Source organism: Sorangium sp. So ce281 (genome assembly GCF_051527395.1).
In the GTDB taxonomy this organism is placed as follows: Bacteria; Myxococcota_A; Polyangia; order Polyangiales; family Polyangiaceae; genus Sorangium; species Sorangium cellulosum_B.
In genome coordinates this window covers 7,072,346-7,090,614 of record NZ_CP150322.1, presented here as the reverse complement: position 1 = coordinate 7,090,614, position 18,269 = coordinate 7,072,346, and the positions used below count along the sequence as shown (strand labels likewise).

Here is an 18,269-nt window from a genome sequence, read left to right as displayed (position 1 = left end):
GCAGGAAGCGGGCCAGGCAGGAGACACGGCGAAGCAGGCGTTCCGGGGCCGCGCCGCGCGCGGGCGACCCGCGACAGGCGAGGCGCCGATCCGGAATGGAGCGCAGCGCCGGTCCAGGATGGAGCGCTGTTACCTCATAACCAGGGAATTATCCGTCGGTGCTGTACGAGCTCACCATAAATTACGCGCGTCGACTCGGCGGGTTGCGTGCAGATCCAGAGCACGTTCTTTGCGGCATCCGCTGGCGACTGCGCCGACGACATGTCGTCGAACCACGGGCGCGACGCGTCGGTGTCCACGAGCCCGGGGCAGAGCGCGGCGATGGTGAGCCCGCGCTGTGCGGCCTCGGCCTGCCGCTGGCGCGCGTAGATCTTCATCGAGGCGACCTGCGCGACCTTGGACGGGATATTGATCCACGCCGGCCAGTGGTGGGCCTCTGCTTCGCCGCGCTCGACCAGCTCGACGTACTCGTCCATGACGCGCTCGATGTCCTCGAGAGATCGCGTGGCGGGGTCGAAGCGGTGGTGCAGCCGCGAATCCAGCTTGCTGAGCGAGCCGAAGGCGCTCGCGACCACGAGGAACCGCCCGCCGTCGCGCAGCAGGTGCCCGAAGGCGCCGATCATCCGGTAGGTGCCGTGGTTGTTCGTGTCGATGAAGGTGCGGACCTGGACCGCCTGCGGCAGGTCCTTCACGATGCGCGCGGCCGCGTTCGAGAGCACGATATCTATCCCGCCGTGACGGCGCGCCAGCGTCTCCGCCAGGGCCTGGACGCTCGCGTCGTCGGTCACGTCCAGCCGGGCCAGCGACGGCTGCAGGCCTTGCTCGCGCAGGCGCGCAACGGCCGCCTCGCCGCGCTCCGGATCCCGCGCCCCCAGGTACACGGTGCTGCCCGGCGGCAACTCCTGGCACAGGCGGGCCACCATCGCGTAACCGAGGCCCTGGTTCGCGCCTGTAACGAGTGCGATTTTCGACATCGATCCCTCCTCACCCCCGCGCCGCGAAGACGTGGTGTTCGAGAAGTGCTACCTCAGCCTGGCTCGGGGCGCGACGATCGTCGTTCACGGCGCGCGCGATCCGCTCGACCCGCCCGGCTCCCGCAGGCTGAAGCGCTCGTTCTGCGGGACGTGACGACGAATCGCGCGGCGTCCTCGCGGGCTTGCCACGAGCTCTCCGGGGATCAGGAAACGGCGTCAGTACTTGCGGGAAAAGGCACGCTCGACCCACGCCTCGATGTCCTCGTGGGAGCTCCCCGGGCCTGGCTCATCCGTGCCCGCGACGCGGCTGCGGATGTCGGCCATCGCCTTCGAGCAGTCGGTGACGCGCGAGATGCGTCCCGCCTCGAGCTCCACCTCGAGGACGTGGGCGTATTTCCACGCCGGGTGGAAGCCCATGTGAACATAGAGTTCGAGCAAGAAGTCGCACGCGAGAAGCAGGCCGCCGCTGAACGGGACGTGGAGCCCGATGCCTTCGTAGGCGGCCGTGAATCCCAGGGGCTCCTTCGGCTTCTGCGGCATCTTGTCCAACAGGGGAGGAGCTTCACCTTCGAGCGCGACGTCCAGGCCGTCGAGGTACAGGGCGTTGTCGCGAAGCTCATAGCGACAGACGAAGCCACGCCAGCATGCAGTGCTCGCCGGGCGAACACGAAGTCCGTGGCTCGCCGGGTCGAACAGCTCGCCGCCGTTCACGCCCGCAAGGCTCCAGTCAGCGCCCGCATAGGCGACGTCGTCACCGAATTGCGCAGTCATGCGTCCGCTACCTCGAATCCTTCTTTCGTGGAGAGCCAGCGTAGCTGACGCTTCCCCCGCCTTGTCAAGGAGACCAGCGCGAGATCACCGCGGCGCTTCCGCTCTCGAGCCCCGCGCTTCTGTCGCGATCAGCGCAGCGCGTGGGTGCGGGTCATCCGGTTCGCGAACGTCGACAGCATGGTTGTGCCGATACCGACGATCACCTCCAGGGCCTGCTCGGCGGTGAAGCCCGCGCGGAGGAAGGCGTCGAGATCGGCGTCCGGCACCTGGCCCCGCTCGCGCAGCGTCGCCTCGGTGAACGCCGCGAGCGCCTGGAGGCGCGCGTCGGGCGCCGGCCTTCGCTCGAACAGCGCCGCGGCGACCTCGGGGGAAGCCCCCGCGCGGAGGAGCAGCCCGCGGTGCATCGTGCGGCAGAGATCACAGCCGTTCTCGCCGGCGACGACCATCACCACGACCTCGCGCTCGACCGGCGAGAGCGTCGCCCCCTCGAAGACCGAGAGGAGCTCGTCGAAGGCGCGCACCAGGAGCGGCGAGGTAGCGAAGCGCGCCAAGGGCAGCGGCAGGAAGCCGAACTTTTGCGAAGCCCGCTCCAGCGCGGGGCGGGCCGCCGCGGGCGCCGTGTCGAGCGTGTGCGCAGGGAAGTGAGGGGAAGCAGCGGTCTGGCTCATGCGGGTGTCTCCTGAATTGGTTGTCTATGCAAGTAATTGGAGATGAAGAAGGCCCCGCGGACGGCGGGGCGCCTTTCAGGCCTCGGGCTCGAGGTTCGCGAGGATGCGCTGCAGCGTGCGCCGGGTCGTGAGGAGATCGTCCTCCGGGATGCCGGCGCGCAGCGTGTCCACGAGGGCCATGGCCTCGCCCGACAGGGCCTTGCGCAGCGTTCGCCCGCGCGCGGTGAGATAGACGAGCCGGGCGCGCCGGTCCGTCGGGTCGAGCCGGCGTTCGACCAGCCCGTCGCGCTCCATGAGCGCGAGGATCCGGCTCATCGTGGGCACGTCCCGGAAGGTGCGCTCGGCCAGGTGCGTCTGCGTGACGCCCTCCTGCTCCCACAGGCGGACGAGGACCATCCATTGCTCGGGCGTGATCTCGACGCCGTGCGCGCGGAAGCGCCGGTACATCGCGGCGCGGGAAGCGAGGTAGACGCGCGCCACCCAGTAGCTGAGCGCGTTGTCGAGGACGATCCCCCCTTCGGCCGTGAACTGGTCGCGCATGATGACCGATCCTAGCGCACAGAATTTAGTTGTCAATGCAATCAATTGCGCCGCTCGTGCTGACGGCGGTGCCCCCTACGCCTCCGCAGCCGTCAGCGGAGAGCGCGAGCACGGCGGTCCGCAGACAGGCGCTCGGTCGTCGGCTCATGGTCATGTCGTCCATGGACGGAAGCGCTGGCATGGCCTCGTGTGTGCGTTGAATGAAACCGTTCAGGGTTCACCCTGGGTCGCACGAAGCTCCCGTACGAGCCGCTCGATCGTGAATCTCGATTCGTGCCACGACGTGTCGCTCCGGCTGGGCCCCGAGGATCGGTCCAGGAGCTCGTTCAGCTCGGGCAACAGCGCGGACGCATCCCGGCCAAGGGCGGCGACCGCGCGCAGCCAGCCATCGAGCCGATAGGCAGCGAGCCAGGCGTCGAGCCGTGGACGCGACGCCGCAAGGACGGGCGCCAGCGGGTGTTCGTCGCCGCTGCGCGCGAGCGCCTCCACCGCCAGCCAGCGCACGGTGAACAGCTCGTCGGAGAGGGCACGACGGAGCGCCGGAGCCTGCTCGGGACACGGCGCAGCGCGCGCGAGCACGCGGGCTGCGGCGAGCCGCACGACGGGCTCCTTGCTCGTCAGGGCATCGGCGACCGTACCCAGAACAGGCTGCGCAGCCGCCCCAGCCTTCTCGAGGGCAGAGAGGGCGGCTCGCTGGACGTTAGGATTGGACGCAGCCACCCAGCGCGCAGCGCTCTTCACGCCACGCTCGGTCGGGGCAACCGGCGGCAGCCACCTGCCGAAACAATTCCGATGGTGAACCGGGCGGCCCCACGCCTCGGCCAGCGCGATCAGGAACCGCTCAGGCTTCGGCTTTTCCCCCGAAAGCCGCTCGATCGCCGCCTCGATGCGCGCCCGATCCTGGGCAAGCCTCGTCCTGAAAGCGTCCTCCGGACCACCGCGGTGAGCCATTCATCCTTCTCCCCAGAAGCCGCGCTCGCACAACGCCACAGCCGCGATGAAGTCGACCTGCCCCATGAGGTGCACCCCCTCGCTACCGCCTGAAGAACGACGCCTGCTGGAAGCGCAGGCCGGCCAGGATCTGCTCCACCCGTCCGTCGGACAGCGACCCGATCCGCTCGCCCAGGCGGGCCTTCTCGACCGAGGAGATCTGCGACACGACCACGACGCTCTGCCTGGGAAGGTTCCCCTCGCCCACGTCGAGCAGGATGTTCCCAGGCTCGCTCGCCCGGTGCAAGTTCGACGTCAGCGCGCACACGACCACGGTCGTGATGCGCGAGTGGTTGAAGACGTCGTCCTGGACCACCACATGGGGATGGGAGTAGCTCGGGACAGGCCCCCGCGAGTCATCGGGCCCTATCCAGAACACGTCGCCGCGATCGATCCGCGCCGAGCGCGTGCCTGTCGGTTCTCCTGCGCCTGCGTCCGTCTTCATGTGCCTCGCGCGCCGGCACGAAGGATGGTCCGTGGCGCATCTCGGCGCAACCGCGCTCGTGCGGCACGATCTTCCCAGCACACCACGGGGTCTGGCAAGGCGGCACAGGCACATCGACCCCACCGATCCAGCGGTTGCGTCATCACCGGCTCGTCCCGGCTCACCCGTGAGCGCCGCGTTCGGCTCATCGTGGCACAGTCTGCTCCAGGTTTGCCGGCTGTGCGCGTCTCCCCGGGACAAACGTGCGATTTTCGGCGCAAAGGCGCTCTGGCACGCAGACTGCAATACCCTGGCATCATGAGAACATCAATTATCTTGGCGACCGTGCTCATGTCGGCTCTCGCGGGGTGCAGCTCGAACGAGGGTGGCGGCAGCGGCGGCGGTGGCCCGGACCAGGGAGAGGGCGGCTCGGGGCAGGGAGGGGGCGGCTCGGGGCAGGGAGAGGGCGGCGGGGCCGTCGAGTGCTTCGAGAAGAAGGCTGGCTGCGTGCTGCCGTCGAACGCGGCGCGGATCGAGAGCCCGGTCGTCTCCGAGGAGGATCGGGTGTTGCTGGCGCGCAACAACGCGAGCTTCGCGCTCGACCTCGGCCGCGTGCTCCCCAGCGAGAACGGGAACCTCGTCTATTCGCCTTACAGCATCTCGACGGCGCTCGCCATGACGTACGCGGGCGCGCGGACCACCACGGAGCAGGCGATGGCCGCGGCGATGCGGTTCGAGCTCCCGCAGGAGCGGCTGCACCCGGCGTTCAACTACGTGGATCTCGAGCTCCACAAGCGCGCCGAGGGCTCGAGCAACGTCGAGGGAGGCGGCTTCCGGCTCCACACGGCCAACGCGATCTGGTCGCAGCTCGACCTCGCGCTCGAACAGCCGTTCTTGAAGGTGCTCGGCGAGAACTACGGAGCGCACGTGCGGCTCGCCGACTTCGATGCCCCGGAGGAGGCCGAGAGCCTCATCAACGCGTGGGTGAAGGACCAGACGGAGGGCATGATTCCGGAGCTCCTCAAGAAGAGCGTGACCCCGGAGACGCTCGTCGTGCTCACCAACGCCATCTACTTCGACGCCGCGTGGCACACGCCGTTCAACGAGGACGCGACGAAGCCCGGCGCGTTCCAGCGCGGCGACGGCACGAGCGTCACCGCCCAGATGATGCACGGCACACAGGAGACGCGCTACGGCGCCGGCGACGGCTGGGAAGCGGTGGAGATCCCTTATGCGGGCACCCCTGTCTCGATGTTCCTCGTCCTGCCTGCCGAGGGGAACGCGGACGCGCTGGCGGAGTCGCTCGACGGCGCGGCGCTCGAGACGATCATCGCCTCGACGCAGTCGCGGTCGGTCGACATCACGATGCCGAAGTTCTCGTTCGGCACCTCGGCCTCTCTCAAGAGCGCGCTGACGGAGCTCGGCATGGGGGCCGCCTTCGGCCCCGGCGCCGACTTCTCGGGGCTGCTCCCGGTCGAGCCGGGCGAAGATCTCTTCATCCAGGACGTCATCCACAAGGCGGTCATCGACGTGGACGAGGCCGGCACCGAGGCCGCGGCGGCGACGGCGGTCCTCATCGGCGCCACGGGCTCGGGCTTCTTCCCCGAGCCCGCGGAGATCGTGCTGGACCGGCCGTTCTTCTTCTTCATCAGCGACCTGCCGACGGGGGCGCTCCTCTTCGCGGGGCGCGTCAACGATCCGACAGCACACTGAGGTGAAACGAAGCCCCTCGGGCGCCGGAAGAGCTCCTCGCCATGACACCCCGGTGTCTGGCAAGGAGTGGCACAGACTCATCGATCCCGCCGAGCCATGAATTCGCCGCCGCCCGCATATCCCGGTTCTCTCTCGGGCTAGACATGCGGCTCATCGTGGCGCAATCTGTCTCTGATTCCCCCGCTGCGCTCAGTCCTTCAGGCCAAAGTCGCGTTTTTTTCGCGGGGAGGCGCTCTGGCATGCTGCCTGCAGTCCGCCTGCGCCATGCGAACAACGATTCTCTTGGCGACCATGCTTATGTCAGCTCTGGTGGGGTGCAGCTCGGCCCAGGTTGGGGGCACGGGAGGCGGCGGCCCAGGCCAGGGCGAAGGCGGCTCGGATCAGGGCGGGGGAGGGGGCGACTCGCCCGAGGCTCCCGTCGAGTGCTTCGAGAAGAAGGCGGGCTGCGTGTTGCCCTCGAACGCGGCGCGGATCGAGAGCCCGGTCGTCTCGGAGGAGGATCGGGTGTTGCTGGCGCGCAACAACGCGAGCTTCGCGTTCGACCTCGGCCGCGCGATCCCCAGCGCGAACGGGAACGTCGTCTACTCGCCTTACAGCATCTCGACGGCGCTCGCCATGACGTACGCGGGCGCGCGGACCACCACGGAGCAGGCGATGGCCGCGACGATGCGGTTCGAGCTCCCGCAGGAGCGGCTGCACCCGGCGTTCAACTACGTGGATCTCGAGCTCCACAAGCGCGCCGAGGGCTCGAGCAACGTCGAGGGAGGCGGCTTCCGGCTCCACACGGCCAACGCGATCTGGTCGCACGTCGATCTCGCGCTCGAGCAGCCGTTCTTGACGGTGCTCGGCGAGAGCTACGGGGCGCGCGTGCGGCTCGCCGACTTCGATGCCCCGGAGGAGGCCGAGGGCCTCATCAACGCGTGGGTGAAGGACCAGACGGAGGGCATGATTCCGGAGCTCCTCCACGGCAGCGTGACCCAGGATACGCGCGTCGTGCTCACCAATGCCATCTACTTCGACGCCGCGTGGCACACGCCGTTCAACGAGGACGCGACGAAGCCCGGCGCGTTCCAGCGCGGCGACGGCACGAGCGTCACCGCCCAGATGATGCACGGCACACAGGAGACGCGCTACGGCGCCGGCGACGGCTGGGAAGCGGTGGAGATCCCTTATGCGGGCACCCCTGTCTCGATGTTCCTCGTCCTGCCTGCCGAGGGGACCGCGGACGCGCTGGCGGAGTCGCTCGACGGCGAGGGGCTCGAGACGATCATCGCCTCGCTGCAGTCACGGTCGGTCGACATCACGATGCCGAAGTTCTCGTTCGGCACCTCGACCCCTCTCAAGAAGGCGCTCATGGATCTCGGCATGGACGTCGCGTTTGGCGGCAGCGCCGACTTCTCGGGCATCATCGAGGGCGGAGGGCTCCAGATCCAGGACGTCATCCACAAGGCGGTCATCGGCGTGGACGAGGCCGGGACCGAGGCCGCGGCGGCGACGGCGGTCCTCGTCGCCGAGAATTCCGCGGGCGCGGGCATCTTCCTCGAGCCGGTGGCGATCGTCCTCGACCGTCCGTTCTTCTTCTTCATCAGCGACCTGCCGACGGGGGCGCTCCTCTTCGCGGGGCGCGTCAGCGATCCGACAGCGCGCTGAGGAGACGTGAGGCATACGCACTTCTGAGATCGCCCTCGCGCTGCAGGTTCTCACACGATTGGTTCGACGTATCGGTAAGTGCAGGTCGGTTCATGCGTCATTACGGGCGTCGCTCGAATATCGCGTCGAATCTGCCGATTCTCCGATTCGACTCTCTGGCTCCATAGATGGTGGCCCGCGCCGCGATCACGGGTTATAGGGTCGCGCGCCGATGCACAACCGCTCCGACCAGTTCTCCAAGAACTTGCTGCGCGATGGGCTGAGCCTCGTATCGGCGGTGCAAACCGAGGTCGAGGTGCTGGCGGCTACCCAGAAGATCGACGTCTACTGCGTGCCCGATCCTGCTCGGGAGGCTCAGCGCGTCAGGATGGGGCTGCTCGGCGAGCTCTCGACGGGGCCGAGCCTGTTCGAGCCGTTTCACGGCACGCCGAGCCTTCGGCTGGTCCGGCGGTGCCTGCGCAAGCAGCTGACATGGCACCACGAGCTCGAACGTCGCGCCCGCGCTGCAGCCGGCTCCGTCGTGCCGGACGACGATGCCGAGGCGCCGTTACAGCCGACGGTGGACTTTCCCGCGCTGGTCGTTGTCAGCCGGGGGCGTCCTGAGACGGTGCTCGACGCTGATGGGTTCAAGCCGGCGCAGGCAGGCGTCTACCAGGCTGTGCCGGGCCTGGCAATGCGCGTGGTGGTGCTCGCGGAGCTGCCCCGGACGCGTGCCACGCTGCTGCTGCGGCTGCTCGGGTCAGGCCGCCGCTTTCGCGAGGCGCTGGCGGATCTGGCGGCCCTGCCGCACGGTGCCTGGGAGAAGAGCGTCGCCACGCCGCTGCTGGTACACTTCCGGTTCACAAGCCATGAGCCGACGACGGACGAGGAGGACGATGTGAGCGCAGAGATCCGGGCGTGGTTCGAGGAATACGAGCGGAAGCTTCGGGCCGAGGAGCGGAAAGAAGGCCGCGCCGAGGAGGCGGCGCGTGCGGTGCTGACCGCGCTCAGGGTTCGTGGCATCGCCGTGCCGGACGTGGCGCGTGAGCGCATCCTGGCCGAGAAGGATCCGGAGACTCTGGAGCGATGGCATGAGCGGGCCATCGTCGCCGCGTCGCTCGCCGAGGTGCTCGACGGTCTGAGCTGAGCGATACCGGCCAACGACGGGCTGTCCAGGTCGCGGGCGTCGGTCGCGGCGCCTGCTTGAGCGCGGGTCTGCCGCCGCGGAACGCGCCCTGCGGCGAGGGGGGCGCACTTACTCCCTCGTGAAGGCCGAGAGGCGGCGCAGCAGCCCCGAGAGCTGCGGATACATGTCCCGGTAGATCCCCAGCAGCGCCGCGTAGCGCCCCCGGCGCGCGGCATCGGGATGGAACGTCGCGGTGGCGGTCCCGCGCATCGCCCGCGCGGCCGCCTCGATGCTCCCGGCCAGCCCGGCGCCGGCGGCCGCGCACATGGCGGCGCCCAGGCACGCCGCCTCGACCGTCTCGGACCGCTCGATGGCGACGCCCGTCGCGTCGGCCATCACGGCGCACCAGAGGTCGCTCGCGGCCACGCCGCCGACCGCGGCGAACTCCGCGACCTCGATCCCGGCCGCGCCCCGCATCAGGTCCAGCACCAGGGCCTGCTCGAGCGCGACGCCCTCGATCAGGGCGCGGTAGACGTGGCCGCGCCCGTGCGCGTCCGTGAGGCCCAGGATCGCGCCGCGGGCGTCGGGATCCCAGTGGGGGTTCATGGCGCCCTCCCAGTAGGGCAAGAGCAGCAGGCCGTCGCTGCCGGGCGGCAGCGACGCCGCCTCGGCCTCGAGCGCGGCCATCGCGGCACCGTCGCGCGGATCGACGCCCAGCTGGCGGCGCAGGTACCAGTCCGAGAGCAGCGCCCCGCTGCGCAGGCTGCTCTCCAGCACGTAGCCGCGGCCGGAGGCGCTGGTCATGGTCCGCCACGCCGGGTCCTGCCGCGGCTCGGCGCAAAAGACGCCGAAGACCACCGCCGTGCCCAGGTTCAGGTAGGCGCGCCGCGGGTCCAGAGCGTCCACGCCGAGCCCCGCCATCTGGCCGTCGCCGCCGCCGGCCAGCACCGGCGTGCCCTCGCGCAGGCCGGTGGCCGCCGCGGCGGCCGCCGACACAGCGCCGAGGGGCGCGCCGGGAGGGAGCGCCTCCGGCAGCCGGTCGGGCGTGATGCCTGCCGCGGCGCAGAGCTCCTCGGACCAGCGGTGCGCGCCGATGTCGAAGAGCGCGAGCGGGTCGGCGCTCGCCCAGCTGGTGCGGGCGCGCCCGGTCAGCGCCTGCACGAGGTACGCCTGCACGTCGCAGAAGAGGGCCGTGCGGCGGTGGGTGTCCGGCTCCTCGCTGGCCAGCCAGGCGATCTTGGGCAGCGCCGGGCCGAAGTCCGCGGCCTTGCCGGACAGCGCCCGCAGGCGGTCTCGCCCGATGCGGTCGATCAAGGCGCCGAGGTGCCCGCGCGCGCGGCCGTCCAGCCAGAGCATGGCGGGGCGGAGCGGCTCGCCGTCGGGACCGAGGCAGGCGAAGGTCTCGCGCTGGTGCGCGATCGCGAGGCCAGCGATGCGGCCCGGGTCCACCGCGGCGGTGACGCCGGCGACCGCCTGGCACAGGGCAGCCCACCAGTCCCGGGGATCCTGCTCGAATCGCTCAGGGGCCGGCCGGGCCAGCGAGAGCGGCGCGCGGCCGGCGGCGTGCAAGCGCCCCTGGACGTCGAAGGCCGCCGCCTTGGCCGCGGTGGTGCTCAGGTCGATGCCGAGGACGAGGTCGGCCGGCATGGCGCCGTCAGCGCCCCGGAACGCAGGATTGACAAGCGATCACGGGCGCAGACTACAGTAGGAAATCGCGCCGGCACAATCGTCCAGCGCGGCGCCGCCGGGTAGTGGTCGCATTTGCCCGGAGAGAGTTCACATGAAGGCGGGAAGATCATTGATCTTTTCTTCCCGCCTTCCCGCCTTCATGTTCAAACACGACCACTACCCGCCGCCGGGGAGCCGGCGGCGTCTTGAAAGGGAGACTCGAACGGTGCGCGCAACCTTCATTCACGGCATCCGTGATGTCCGGCTCGGCGAGGTCGAACCTCCGCTGCCTCGCGAGGGGATGGTGACGATCCAGGTCGCGGGCTGCGGGATCTGCGGCAGCGACCTGCACTATTACCTGGAGGGCGGGATCGGCGCGGCGCAGGTCCGGGCCCCCTTCGTGCCAGGGCACGAGTTCGCCGGCTGGGTCGTCGACGACCACCCGGCGCTGGGCCTGTCGAGGGGGCAGCTGGTCGCCGTCGACCCCGCGCACGCCTGCGGCCGCTGCGAGTGGTGCCACCGCGGCCACGTGAACCTGTGCCCGCACGTGGAGTTCCTCGGTGCGCCGCCGCTCCACGGCGGCATGGCGGAGCGGCTGGCGGTGCGCCCCGAGCAGCTGGTGCCGGTCCCCCGCAGCTTCTCGGTGCGAAAGGCCGTGATGCTGGAGCCGCTGGGCGTCGCGATGCACGCGATGGACCTGGCGCGGCCCCACCTGCAGGAGACGGTGGCGGTGCTGGGGTGCGGGCCGATCGCGCTGTGCCTGGTCCAGCTCGCGCGCCTGGCCGGCGTCGCGCGCGTCTTCGCGGTCGACCCTGTCGCGTACCGGGCCGAGGCCGCGCGCCGGCTGGGCGCGCACGACGCTGCGCCGACGTTCGCGGCCATCGCGGAGTGGACGGGCGGCCGCGGGGTCGATCTCGTGATCGAGGCGACGAACTCGCCCGAGGGCTTCCACCACGCGGCCGAGGCCGCGCGCATCGGCGGGCGGATCCTGCTGGCGGGCATCCCCGAGGGCGATCGCTATTCGCTGCCGGCGGCGCTGTGCCGCCGCAAGGGGCTGAAGATCAAGTTCTCCCGGCGCATGGGGCACGTGTACCCGCGGGCGATCCGCCTGGTCGCCGACGGGGCGGTGGACGTCGAGTCCATCGTCACCCACCGGTTCGATCTGTCCGAGGCCGAGAAGGGCTTCCGCCTGCAGGCGGATTGCCAGGACGGGGCGCTGAAGTCGATCATCGTTCCGGGCGAAGGCGACACGCCGTTCTGATCGGGGTCCTCGCGCGGGATCTCCAGGCGAGGCAGCGCGGCTCTCCTTCTTCCCTTCGATCCATGTCACACGAGCTAGACCCACTTCGTCATTGTGACGGCGAGCGCGGGGTCACAGGAGCAAGGCACCGGTCGCTCGCGTGATCGACAAGGGAGAAAGACATGAAGATCGTGGTTATCGGTGGAACCGGCCTGATCGGGACGAAGCTCGTGCGCAGGCTCCGCGAGCGGGGCCATGAGGTCGTCGCGGCGTCGCCTTCCACGGGCGTCAACAGCCTCACGGGCGAGGGGCTCGCCGCGGCGCTCGCGGGGGCCGAGGTCGTGGTCGATGTGGCGAACGCGCCGTCGTTCGAGGACAAGGCGGTCCTCGCCTTCTTCGAGACCTCGGGCCGCAACCTGCTCGCCGCCGAGGCCGCCGCGGGCGTCAGGCATCATGTGGCGCTCTCGGTGGTCGGCACCGATCGAATGCTCGGCAGCGGCTATTTTCGCGCGAAGATGGCGCAGGAGGCGCTGATCGAGGCCTCCGGGATCCCCTACACCCTCCTGCGGGCCACGCAGTTCTTCGAGTTCATGGACGGCATCGCGCGCTCCAGCGCCGACGCCGAGCGGGTCCGCCTCTCGTCGGCGCACCTGCAGCCGATCGCGGCCGAGGACGTCGCCGAGGCCCTGGCCGACGTCGCGCTCGGGGCGCCCGTGAACGGGATCCTCGAGGTGGCCGGCCCCGAGCGGCGCCCGCTCGCCGAGTTCGTCGGCAAGTACCTGAGCGCGAAGAAGGACCGCCGCGAGGTGATCGCCGACGCGGAGGCGCCCTATTTCGGTCTCCGGATCGACGATCGGTCGCTCACCCCGGGCGACGGCGCGCGCGTCATGCCGACGCGCTTCGACGACTGGCTCGCCCTGTCGCTGGCCGGCGCGGCGTGAGGCATCCGGTGGGACGCTCGAAGCAAGCTATCGATCGTATCCCTGCGGGGCGTGATCAGCGCCGCCCGAGCGGCTTCACGACGAGCGCCCCGGTCTTGACATAGCGCTCGTAGACGACACGCAGCTCCGCGTCGTCGAGCCCCTGCTCGTCGTCGATGAGGTAGACCCCGCGCTGCGGGTCGCGGTAAACGTTCGCCTGGAACTCCTCCCAGCTCATGATTTCGTCTCGGTCCGGCGTGGACTCGTCGGACTCGGACGAAGTGGAGGGCTCCGTGCCGCCGCAACCGGCGAGCGCGAGCGCCACCACGGGCACGCAGAGAAGCACAGACAGGGAGCTCGCGACGCGGCTCCTGGACAGACGCCTCGAAGACGATCCTCGATTCATGGAAACACCTCTCACGGCAAGGTCACACGTTGCTGGCAACCAGGAGATCCTGCCGGCGGCGATTCGACATTCAGCGCCGACAGCATCTGGCATATTTACACAGGAATCGAGGGACATGGAAGTCCCATGCGGGAGTGGCAGGGCACTTTAGTTGCCGCGTCGCCGCCAGCGGGGGGGGCGGTCTCAGCGCTGATTGCGCCTTGCGAGCCAGGAGGATGAAGAGAAGCGCGCACAGCGTCTGCCACAGGTCGTGTAAATCGAATGAATCCGGCGCGCCTGGGCTACCTCGGCCCCATCATGGCGCGCGTCGGAGGGGGTCGACTTGGCTCCGGGGTCCGCGGGGTGGTGACGAAGTGATTTTCACCCGCTTCCTCTGTACCCTCTTCGTTCGCGGGGAGGTCTTGTCACGATGCTTTCCCCCTCGATGGTCGTCGCGAGCGCGAGCGACCCGTGCTGCGCTCCGGAGCGAGCCGAGGCGATGATCAGAAGCTGACGACGAGCTCGCCGCCTGCCGTGGCGTTGTTGCCCTCGAGGAGCTCGGGGACCTCGCCGTAGGCGTCCACGATGGCCCCGAGCGTGTAGGTGTCCACCGGGAGGTAGGTGTCAGCGGGGACGACGAGGCTCTCGCACTGGCCTACGGCGAGGCCTGGCACCCAGGCGCCTCCGGCGAGGAAGTCGGCCGTCGTGATCGTCGCGCCGGCGGACAGCCGGACTTCCACCATGGTGCCGTAGCTCGGGGCCGTCCCCTGGTTGCAGACGGTGATCGAGGCGTCGAAGAGGCTGCCCTGCGTGACGCTCGGCGGGCCGCTCACCGCCGAGACGACGAGATCGGGGCCGTGGCCGATGGCCATGAGCTCGCCGGCGGCGGCGTTGTTGGTCTCGATGAGCTCCTGGACCGGGCCGTTCAGGTCCACGATCACGCCGAGGTGGTAGGCGCCGTCGGGGGCGTAGGCGCCGGCGGCCACGGTGACGCTCTCGCACTGGCCAGGGCTCAGCCCGGGGACCCAGCCGTTGCCGACATGGATATCCGAGGGCGTGACCGTCCCATCCGACGACAGCAGCACATCGACGCTCGTACCTCCGCTCGGGGTGGTGCCCTGGTTGCACACGGTGACGATGGCGTCGAAGCCGCCGCCCGGCGCGGCGGTCGATGGGCCGCCCACGGACGCGATGAGATCCGGCTGGTAGCCGACGCCGAACACGCCGCTTGCGTTGGTGTTGTTGGTCTCGATGAGCTCTTGAGTCGAGCTGAAAGGGTCCACGACGGCGGCGAGGCGATAGGCGCCGTCGGGCACCGCCGAGTAGGCGGGGATGGCCACGACCGTGCACTGGCCAGGATCCAGGTACGACACCGGCGCGCCCCCGGCGATCACACCGGCGCTGGCCGTCTGGTCGCTGGCCGCCAGTCGCAGCTCCACATCGGTGCCGTAGCTCGGCTGCGTGCCCTGGTTGCAGACGGTGACCTCGGCGTCGAAGCTGCTGCCTGGCAGGGCGCTGGACGGGCCCTCCACCGCGGAGATGATGAGGTCCGGCCGATAGCCGACGCCGAGCACGGTGCCCGCCGCGGCGTTGTTGGTCTCGATGAGCTCGACGAGCGATTCGCCCGGGTCCACGATCGCCCCGAGGTGGTGGGCGCCGTCGGGCCCATAGGCGCTCGCGGGGACGAGCACGGAGGTGCACTGTCCAGGGCTCAGGCCGGGCACATAGCCGCTCCCGGCGTGGATGTCCGCGGGCGAGATCGCGTCGTCGCTCGACAGGAAGAGCTCGAGGTCGACCCCGTAGCTCGGGGACGTGCCCTGGTTGCAGACGGTGGCGAAAGCGTCGAAGACGCTGCCCGGCATGGCGCTGGGCGGGCCGCTGACCGCCGAGACGACGAGGTCGGGCTGGAAGCCCACACCGATGAGGTCGCCCGAGGCGGCGTTGTTCGACTCGATCAGCTCTTCGTGCCAGTCGTTCACATCGACGATCGCTCCGAGGTGATACGCGCCATCGGGAACATAGGCGCTCGCGAAGACGGGCACGGAGGCGCACTGCCCGGGTGCCAGGAAGGGGACCATGCCGGCGCCAGCGTGTGTGTCGTCTTCCGTGATCGCGGCGTCGCCGGACAGGTAGAGCTCCACGTCGCTGCCGTAGCTCGGCTGCGTGCCCTGGTTGCACACGGTGACGGACGCGTCGAAGACGCTGCCCGGCATGGCGCTGGGCGGGCCGCTGACCGAGGAGATGATGAGGTCGGGCCAGTTGCCGACGCCGATCACGGCGCCCACCTCGGCGTTGTTCGTCTCGATGAGCTCGGGAACCCAGTTGTCCCGGTCGACGATCGCGCCCAGGTGATAGGCACCGTCGGGCACGTACGCGCTCGCCGGGAAGGTCACGGCGGCGCACTGGCCCGGATCCAGGTACGGCACCGGACCGCTGCCAGCAGGGGAATCCGCCATGGTGAGGGTCGCGTCCGCAGAGAGCAGCAGCTCCACCTGGGTGCCGTAGCTCGTCTGTGTGCCCTGGTTGCAGACCGTGACCGACGCGTCGAAGCTTCCGCCAGGGATGATGCTCGGCGGCCCGCTCACGGACGAGACGACGAGGTCGGGCCAGTAGCCGACGCCGATCAGATCGCCCGGCGCCGCGTTGTTGGTCTCGATCAACTCGGGCTGCCAGTCGTACGGATCGACGAGCGCGCCGAGGTGATAGGCGCCGTCGGCCACATACACGCTGGCGGGGATCGTCACGGCCGCGCACTGGCCGGGATCCAGGTAAGGCGTCGGCGCGCCGCCCGCGAGCGCGTCGGCCTCCGTGATCGTGGCGTCGGCGGACAGGCGCAGCTCCACCATGCTGGAGCCCGGGGTCATGCCCTGGTTGCAGACGGTGATCTCCGCGTCGAAGCCGCTGCCCGGCAGGACGCTGGGCGGGCCGCTCACGGAAGCGACGGTGAAGTCAGGCAAGGTGCCGATGCCGATCGGAGCGCCTGAGGCCGCGTTGTTGGTCTCGATGAGCTCGGGGACCCAGCCCTGCGGGTCGACGATCGCGCCGAGGTGGTAGGCGCCCTCGGTCACATAAGCGCTCGCCGGGAAGGTCACGGTGGCGCACTGGCCCGGATCCAGGTAGGGCACAGGACCGCCGCCGGCGAGGAAGTCGGCGGTCGTGACCGTCGCATCCGCGGAGACGCGCAGCTCGACGTGGGTGCCGTAGCTCGTCTGCGTGCCCTGGTTGCAGACGGTGACCGACGCGTCGAAGCCGCCGCCGGGGAACACGCTCGGCGGCCCGCTCACGGCGGAGACGATGAGATCCGGCAGATAGCCCACGCCGAGCAGCCCGCCCGACGCGGCGTTGTTGGCCTCGTTCAGCTCTTCTTGCCAGTCGTACAGATCGACGATCGCGCCGAGGTGATAGGCGCCGTCTGGCACGTAAGCGCTCGCAAGGACGGTCACGGCAGCGCATTGCCCCGGATCCAGGTACGGCGTCTGGGCGCCGCCGGCGGGCGGGTCGGTCCCCGTGATGTTGTCGTCGGCTGACAGGCGCAGCTCCAGGGCTGCGCTGTAGCTCGGGGTCGTGCCCTGGTTGCAGACGGTGACGGCGGCGTCGAAGCCGCTGCCCGGAACGGCGCTCGGCGGGGCGCTCACCGAGGTGACGATGAGATCTGGCCGATAGCCGATGCCGACCACCTCGCCAGCTGCGGCGTTGTTGTTCTCGATGAGCTCGGGGACGCTGCCGTACCGATCGACGATCGCGCCCAGGTGGTAGGCGCCGTCAGGCGCGTAAGCGCCCACGTGGAGCGTTCGCGTGGTGCACTGCCCCGGATCGAGGTACGGCACCGCATCGACGCCGATGGGCACGTCGTTCGCCGTGATGATCCCGTCCGAGGAGAGGTACAGCTCCACGTCGCTGCCATAGCTCGTCTGCGTGCCCTGGTTGCAGACGGTGACCGAGGCGTCGAGGATGCCGCCAGGCATCGCGCTCGGCGGCCCGCTCACCGAGGACACGATGAGGTCCGGCTGGTAGCCGACGCCGATCACGCCGCCCGCCGCGGCGTTGTTCGCCTCGATGAGCTCGACGACCCAGTCCGGGGCGTCCACGATCGCGCCCAGCGTGTACGCGCCGTCGGGCACGTACGTGTTCGCGGGGATGGTCGTGGAGAAGCACTGTCCGGGGCTCAGGTAGGGCACATGGCCGGCTCCGATCGGGAAATCGGCGGGCGTGATCTCGCCATCGGGCGAGAGCAGGAGGTCGACGTCGGCGCCGTAGCTCGGCTGCGTACCCTGGTTGCAGACGGTGACCGACGCGTCGAACCAGGCGCCGGGCCCCTGGCTCGGCGGCCCGCTCACCGCCGAGACGACGAGGTCCGGCTGGTAGCCGACGCCGAGCAGCCCGCCCGCCAGCGCGTTGTTGGACGTGATGAGCTCCGCGTACCAGCCGTTCTCGTGCGCGATCGCGCCGAGATGATAGGCGCCTTCGGGGACACTGGCGCTGGCGGGCATGATCACCGACTCGCACTGGCCAGGATCCAGCCATGGAACCGGAATGCCGCCGAGGAGGTGATCCGACGGCTCGATCGCGGCGTCCGGCGAGAGGAGCACATCCACGAGCGCGCTCTGGCTCGGCGTCGTGCCCTGGTTGCACACCGTGGCCTGGACCTCGAAGCCGCCGCCGGGGGGCGCGCTCGGGGGGCCGCTCACGGCCGAGACGATGAGATCCGGGCCGTAGCCGATGCCGATCTCGCCTGCGACCGCCGCGTTGTTGGTCTCCGACAGCTCGATCACCTGCTCGAACGAGTCCACCACGACGCCGAGCGTGTACGCGCCATCGGGCACGGCCGCGGCGGTCTGGACGCCGAGCTCGACGCATTGCCCCGCGTCGAGATACCCCAGCGGCGCATAGCCGGTGATGGGATCCGACGGTGTGATGATGTCGTCGTCCGACAGACTCACCTCGACCTGGGTGCTGTAGCTCGCCGAGTTGCCCTGGTTGCACACAGTGACCCACGTCGTGAAATAGCCGCCTGGCAGGACGCTGGGCGGCGCGCTCGCGCTCGAGATCACGAGGTCGGGCTCGTCGCCTGTGAGCGCCCCGGTCGCGGCCCCGATCGGCTCGGGATCGTCAGGGGGTCCGCTGCTCCCGCACCCCACGGTCATCGCCAGCATGCCGAACACGAAGCACGCCCGTCGCACCAGAGATACTGTTAGGCTGAGCATAGAGAATCAGGAGAAGC

The 18,269-nt window shown here is 69.9% G+C and carries 15 protein-coding genes; 6 read left to right on the top strand and 9 right to left on the bottom strand.

Annotated features, from left to right (window positions below; translation table 11 throughout):
* Positions 1-134: 134 nt before the first annotated feature.
* Positions 135-974 carry an SDR family NAD(P)-dependent oxidoreductase gene (locus WMF27_RS26785; protein WP_437766033.1) on the bottom strand — a complete coding sequence of 280 codons (840 nt, stop codon included), beginning with the start codon at positions 972-974 and terminating at the stop codon, positions 135-137.
* Between the two features lie 31 nt (positions 975-1,005).
* On the opposite strand from WMF27_RS26785, the gene WMF27_RS26780 reads away from it, so the two are divergent.
* A complete protein-coding gene (locus WMF27_RS26780; RefSeq protein ID WP_437766034.1) occupies positions 1,006-1,128 on the top strand; it encodes a hypothetical protein in 123 nt (40 codons plus the stop codon).
* 62 nt (positions 1,129-1,190) lie between these two features.
* Here the strand turns inward: WMF27_RS26780 and WMF27_RS26775 are convergent, their stop codons facing one another.
* The 5 genes from WMF27_RS26775 to WMF27_RS26755 all read right to left on the bottom strand — a co-directional run bounded on the left by WMF27_RS26775 (position 1,191) and on the right by WMF27_RS26755 (position 4,388).
* Positions 1,191-1,745, bottom strand: a complete 555-nt coding sequence (locus tag WMF27_RS26775; RefSeq protein ID WP_437766035.1) for a hypothetical protein — start codon at positions 1,743-1,745, stop codon at positions 1,191-1,193.
* Between the two features lie 128 nt (positions 1,746-1,873).
* Complete coding sequence (locus WMF27_RS26770; RefSeq protein ID WP_437766036.1) at positions 1,874-2,413, bottom strand: carboxymuconolactone decarboxylase family protein; 540 nt, start codon at positions 2,411-2,413, stop codon at positions 1,874-1,876.
* 75 nt (positions 2,414-2,488) lie between these two features.
* Positions 2,489-2,953, bottom strand: a complete 465-nt coding sequence (locus WMF27_RS26765) for a MarR family winged helix-turn-helix transcriptional regulator (RefSeq protein ID WP_437766037.1) — start codon at positions 2,951-2,953, stop codon at positions 2,489-2,491.
* 210 nt (positions 2,954-3,163) lie between these two features.
* A complete protein-coding gene (locus WMF27_RS26760) occupies positions 3,164-3,904 on the bottom strand; it encodes a HEAT repeat domain-containing protein (RefSeq protein WP_437766038.1) in 741 nt (246 codons plus the stop codon).
* A gap of 82 nt (positions 3,905-3,986) precedes the next feature.
* A complete protein-coding gene (locus tag WMF27_RS26755) occupies positions 3,987-4,388 on the bottom strand; it encodes a type II toxin-antitoxin system PemK/MazF family toxin (protein WP_437766039.1) in 402 nt (133 codons plus the stop codon).
* Positions 4,389-4,685: 297 nt separating this feature from the next.
* On the opposite strand from WMF27_RS26755, the gene WMF27_RS26750 reads away from it, so the two are divergent.
* The 3 genes from WMF27_RS26750 (at position 4,686) to WMF27_RS26740 (ending at position 8,856) form a co-directional block, all read left to right on the top strand.
* Positions 4,686-6,080: a serpin family protein gene (locus WMF27_RS26750; protein ID WP_437766040.1), complete on the top strand. Its 1,395-nt coding sequence runs from the start codon at positions 4,686-4,688 to the stop codon at positions 6,078-6,080.
* 291 nt (positions 6,081-6,371) lie between these two features.
* The gene (locus WMF27_RS26745) at positions 6,372-7,730 is read left to right on the top strand and encodes a serpin family protein (RefSeq protein WP_437766041.1); all 1,359 of its coding nucleotides are present in this window, start codon (positions 6,372-6,374) and stop codon (positions 7,728-7,730) included.
* A gap of 211 nt (positions 7,731-7,941) precedes the next feature.
* Positions 7,942-8,856, top strand: a complete 915-nt coding sequence (locus WMF27_RS26740; RefSeq protein WP_437766042.1) for a hypothetical protein — start codon at positions 7,942-7,944, stop codon at positions 8,854-8,856.
* Positions 8,857-8,964: 108 nt separating this feature from the next.
* Here WMF27_RS26740 and WMF27_RS26735 read toward each other — a convergent pair whose 3' ends face one another.
* Positions 8,965-10,482: a xylulokinase gene (locus WMF27_RS26735; RefSeq protein ID WP_437766043.1), complete on the bottom strand. Its 1,518-nt coding sequence runs from the start codon at positions 10,480-10,482 to the stop codon at positions 8,965-8,967.
* 247 nt (positions 10,483-10,729) lie between these two features.
* On the opposite strand from WMF27_RS26735, the gene WMF27_RS26730 reads away from it, so the two are divergent.
* Together WMF27_RS26730 and WMF27_RS26725 are read left to right on the top strand one after the other, a co-directional pair.
* Positions 10,730-11,764: a zinc-dependent alcohol dehydrogenase gene (locus WMF27_RS26730; RefSeq protein WP_437766044.1), complete on the top strand. Its 1,035-nt coding sequence runs from the start codon at positions 10,730-10,732 to the stop codon at positions 11,762-11,764.
* A gap of 161 nt (positions 11,765-11,925) precedes the next feature.
* Positions 11,926-12,684: an SDR family oxidoreductase gene (locus WMF27_RS26725; RefSeq protein WP_437766045.1), complete on the top strand. Its 759-nt coding sequence runs from the start codon at positions 11,926-11,928 to the stop codon at positions 12,682-12,684.
* Between the two features lie 55 nt (positions 12,685-12,739).
* Here the strand turns inward: WMF27_RS26725 and WMF27_RS26720 are convergent, their stop codons facing one another.
* Both WMF27_RS26720 and WMF27_RS26715 read right to left on the bottom strand, forming a co-directional pair.
* Entirely contained in the window at positions 12,740-13,009 is a 270-nt protein-coding gene (locus tag WMF27_RS26720; protein WP_437766046.1) for a hypothetical protein, read from the bottom strand.
* Between the two features lie 542 nt (positions 13,010-13,551).
* A complete protein-coding gene (locus WMF27_RS26715; RefSeq protein ID WP_437766047.1) occupies positions 13,552-18,228 on the bottom strand; it encodes a CARDB domain-containing protein in 4,677 nt (1,558 codons plus the stop codon).
* Positions 18,229-18,269: the final 41 nt, after the last annotated feature.

What these genes read in the sequence shown, in the direction of transcription:
- WMF27_RS26770 (WP_437766036.1), bottom strand. Translation starts at nt 2,413, where the DNA reads ATGAGCCAGACCGCTGCTTCCCCTCACTTCCCTGCGCACACGCTCGAC.
- WMF27_RS26750 (WP_437766040.1), top strand. Translation starts at nt 4,686, where the DNA reads ATGAGAACATCAATTATCTTGGCGACCGTGCTCATGTCGGCTCTCGCG.
- WMF27_RS26755 (WP_437766039.1), bottom strand. Translation starts at nt 4,388, where the DNA reads ATGAAGACGGACGCAGGCGCAGGAGAACCGACAGGCACGCGCTCGGCG.
- WMF27_RS26775 (WP_437766035.1), bottom strand. Translation starts at nt 1,745, where the DNA reads ATGACTGCGCAATTCGGTGACGACGTCGCCTATGCGGGCGCTGACTGG.
- WMF27_RS26760 (WP_437766038.1), bottom strand. Translation starts at nt 3,904, where the DNA reads ATGGCTCACCGCGGTGGTCCGGAGGACGCTTTCAGGACGAGGCTTGCC.
- WMF27_RS26735 (WP_437766043.1), bottom strand. Translation starts at nt 10,482, where the DNA reads ATGCCGGCCGACCTCGTCCTCGGCATCGACCTGAGCACCACCGCGGCC.
- WMF27_RS26785 (WP_437766033.1), bottom strand. Translation starts at nt 974, where the DNA reads ATGTCGAAAATCGCACTCGTTACAGGCGCGAACCAGGGCCTCGGTTAC.
- WMF27_RS26745 (WP_437766041.1), top strand. Translation starts at nt 6,372, where the DNA reads ATGCTTATGTCAGCTCTGGTGGGGTGCAGCTCGGCCCAGGTTGGGGGC.
- WMF27_RS26765 (WP_437766037.1), bottom strand. Translation starts at nt 2,953, where the DNA reads ATGCGCGACCAGTTCACGGCCGAAGGGGGGATCGTCCTCGACAACGCG.
- WMF27_RS26725 (WP_437766045.1), top strand. Translation starts at nt 11,926, where the DNA reads ATGAAGATCGTGGTTATCGGTGGAACCGGCCTGATCGGGACGAAGCTC.
- WMF27_RS26740 (WP_437766042.1), top strand. Translation starts at nt 7,942, where the DNA reads ATGCACAACCGCTCCGACCAGTTCTCCAAGAACTTGCTGCGCGATGGG.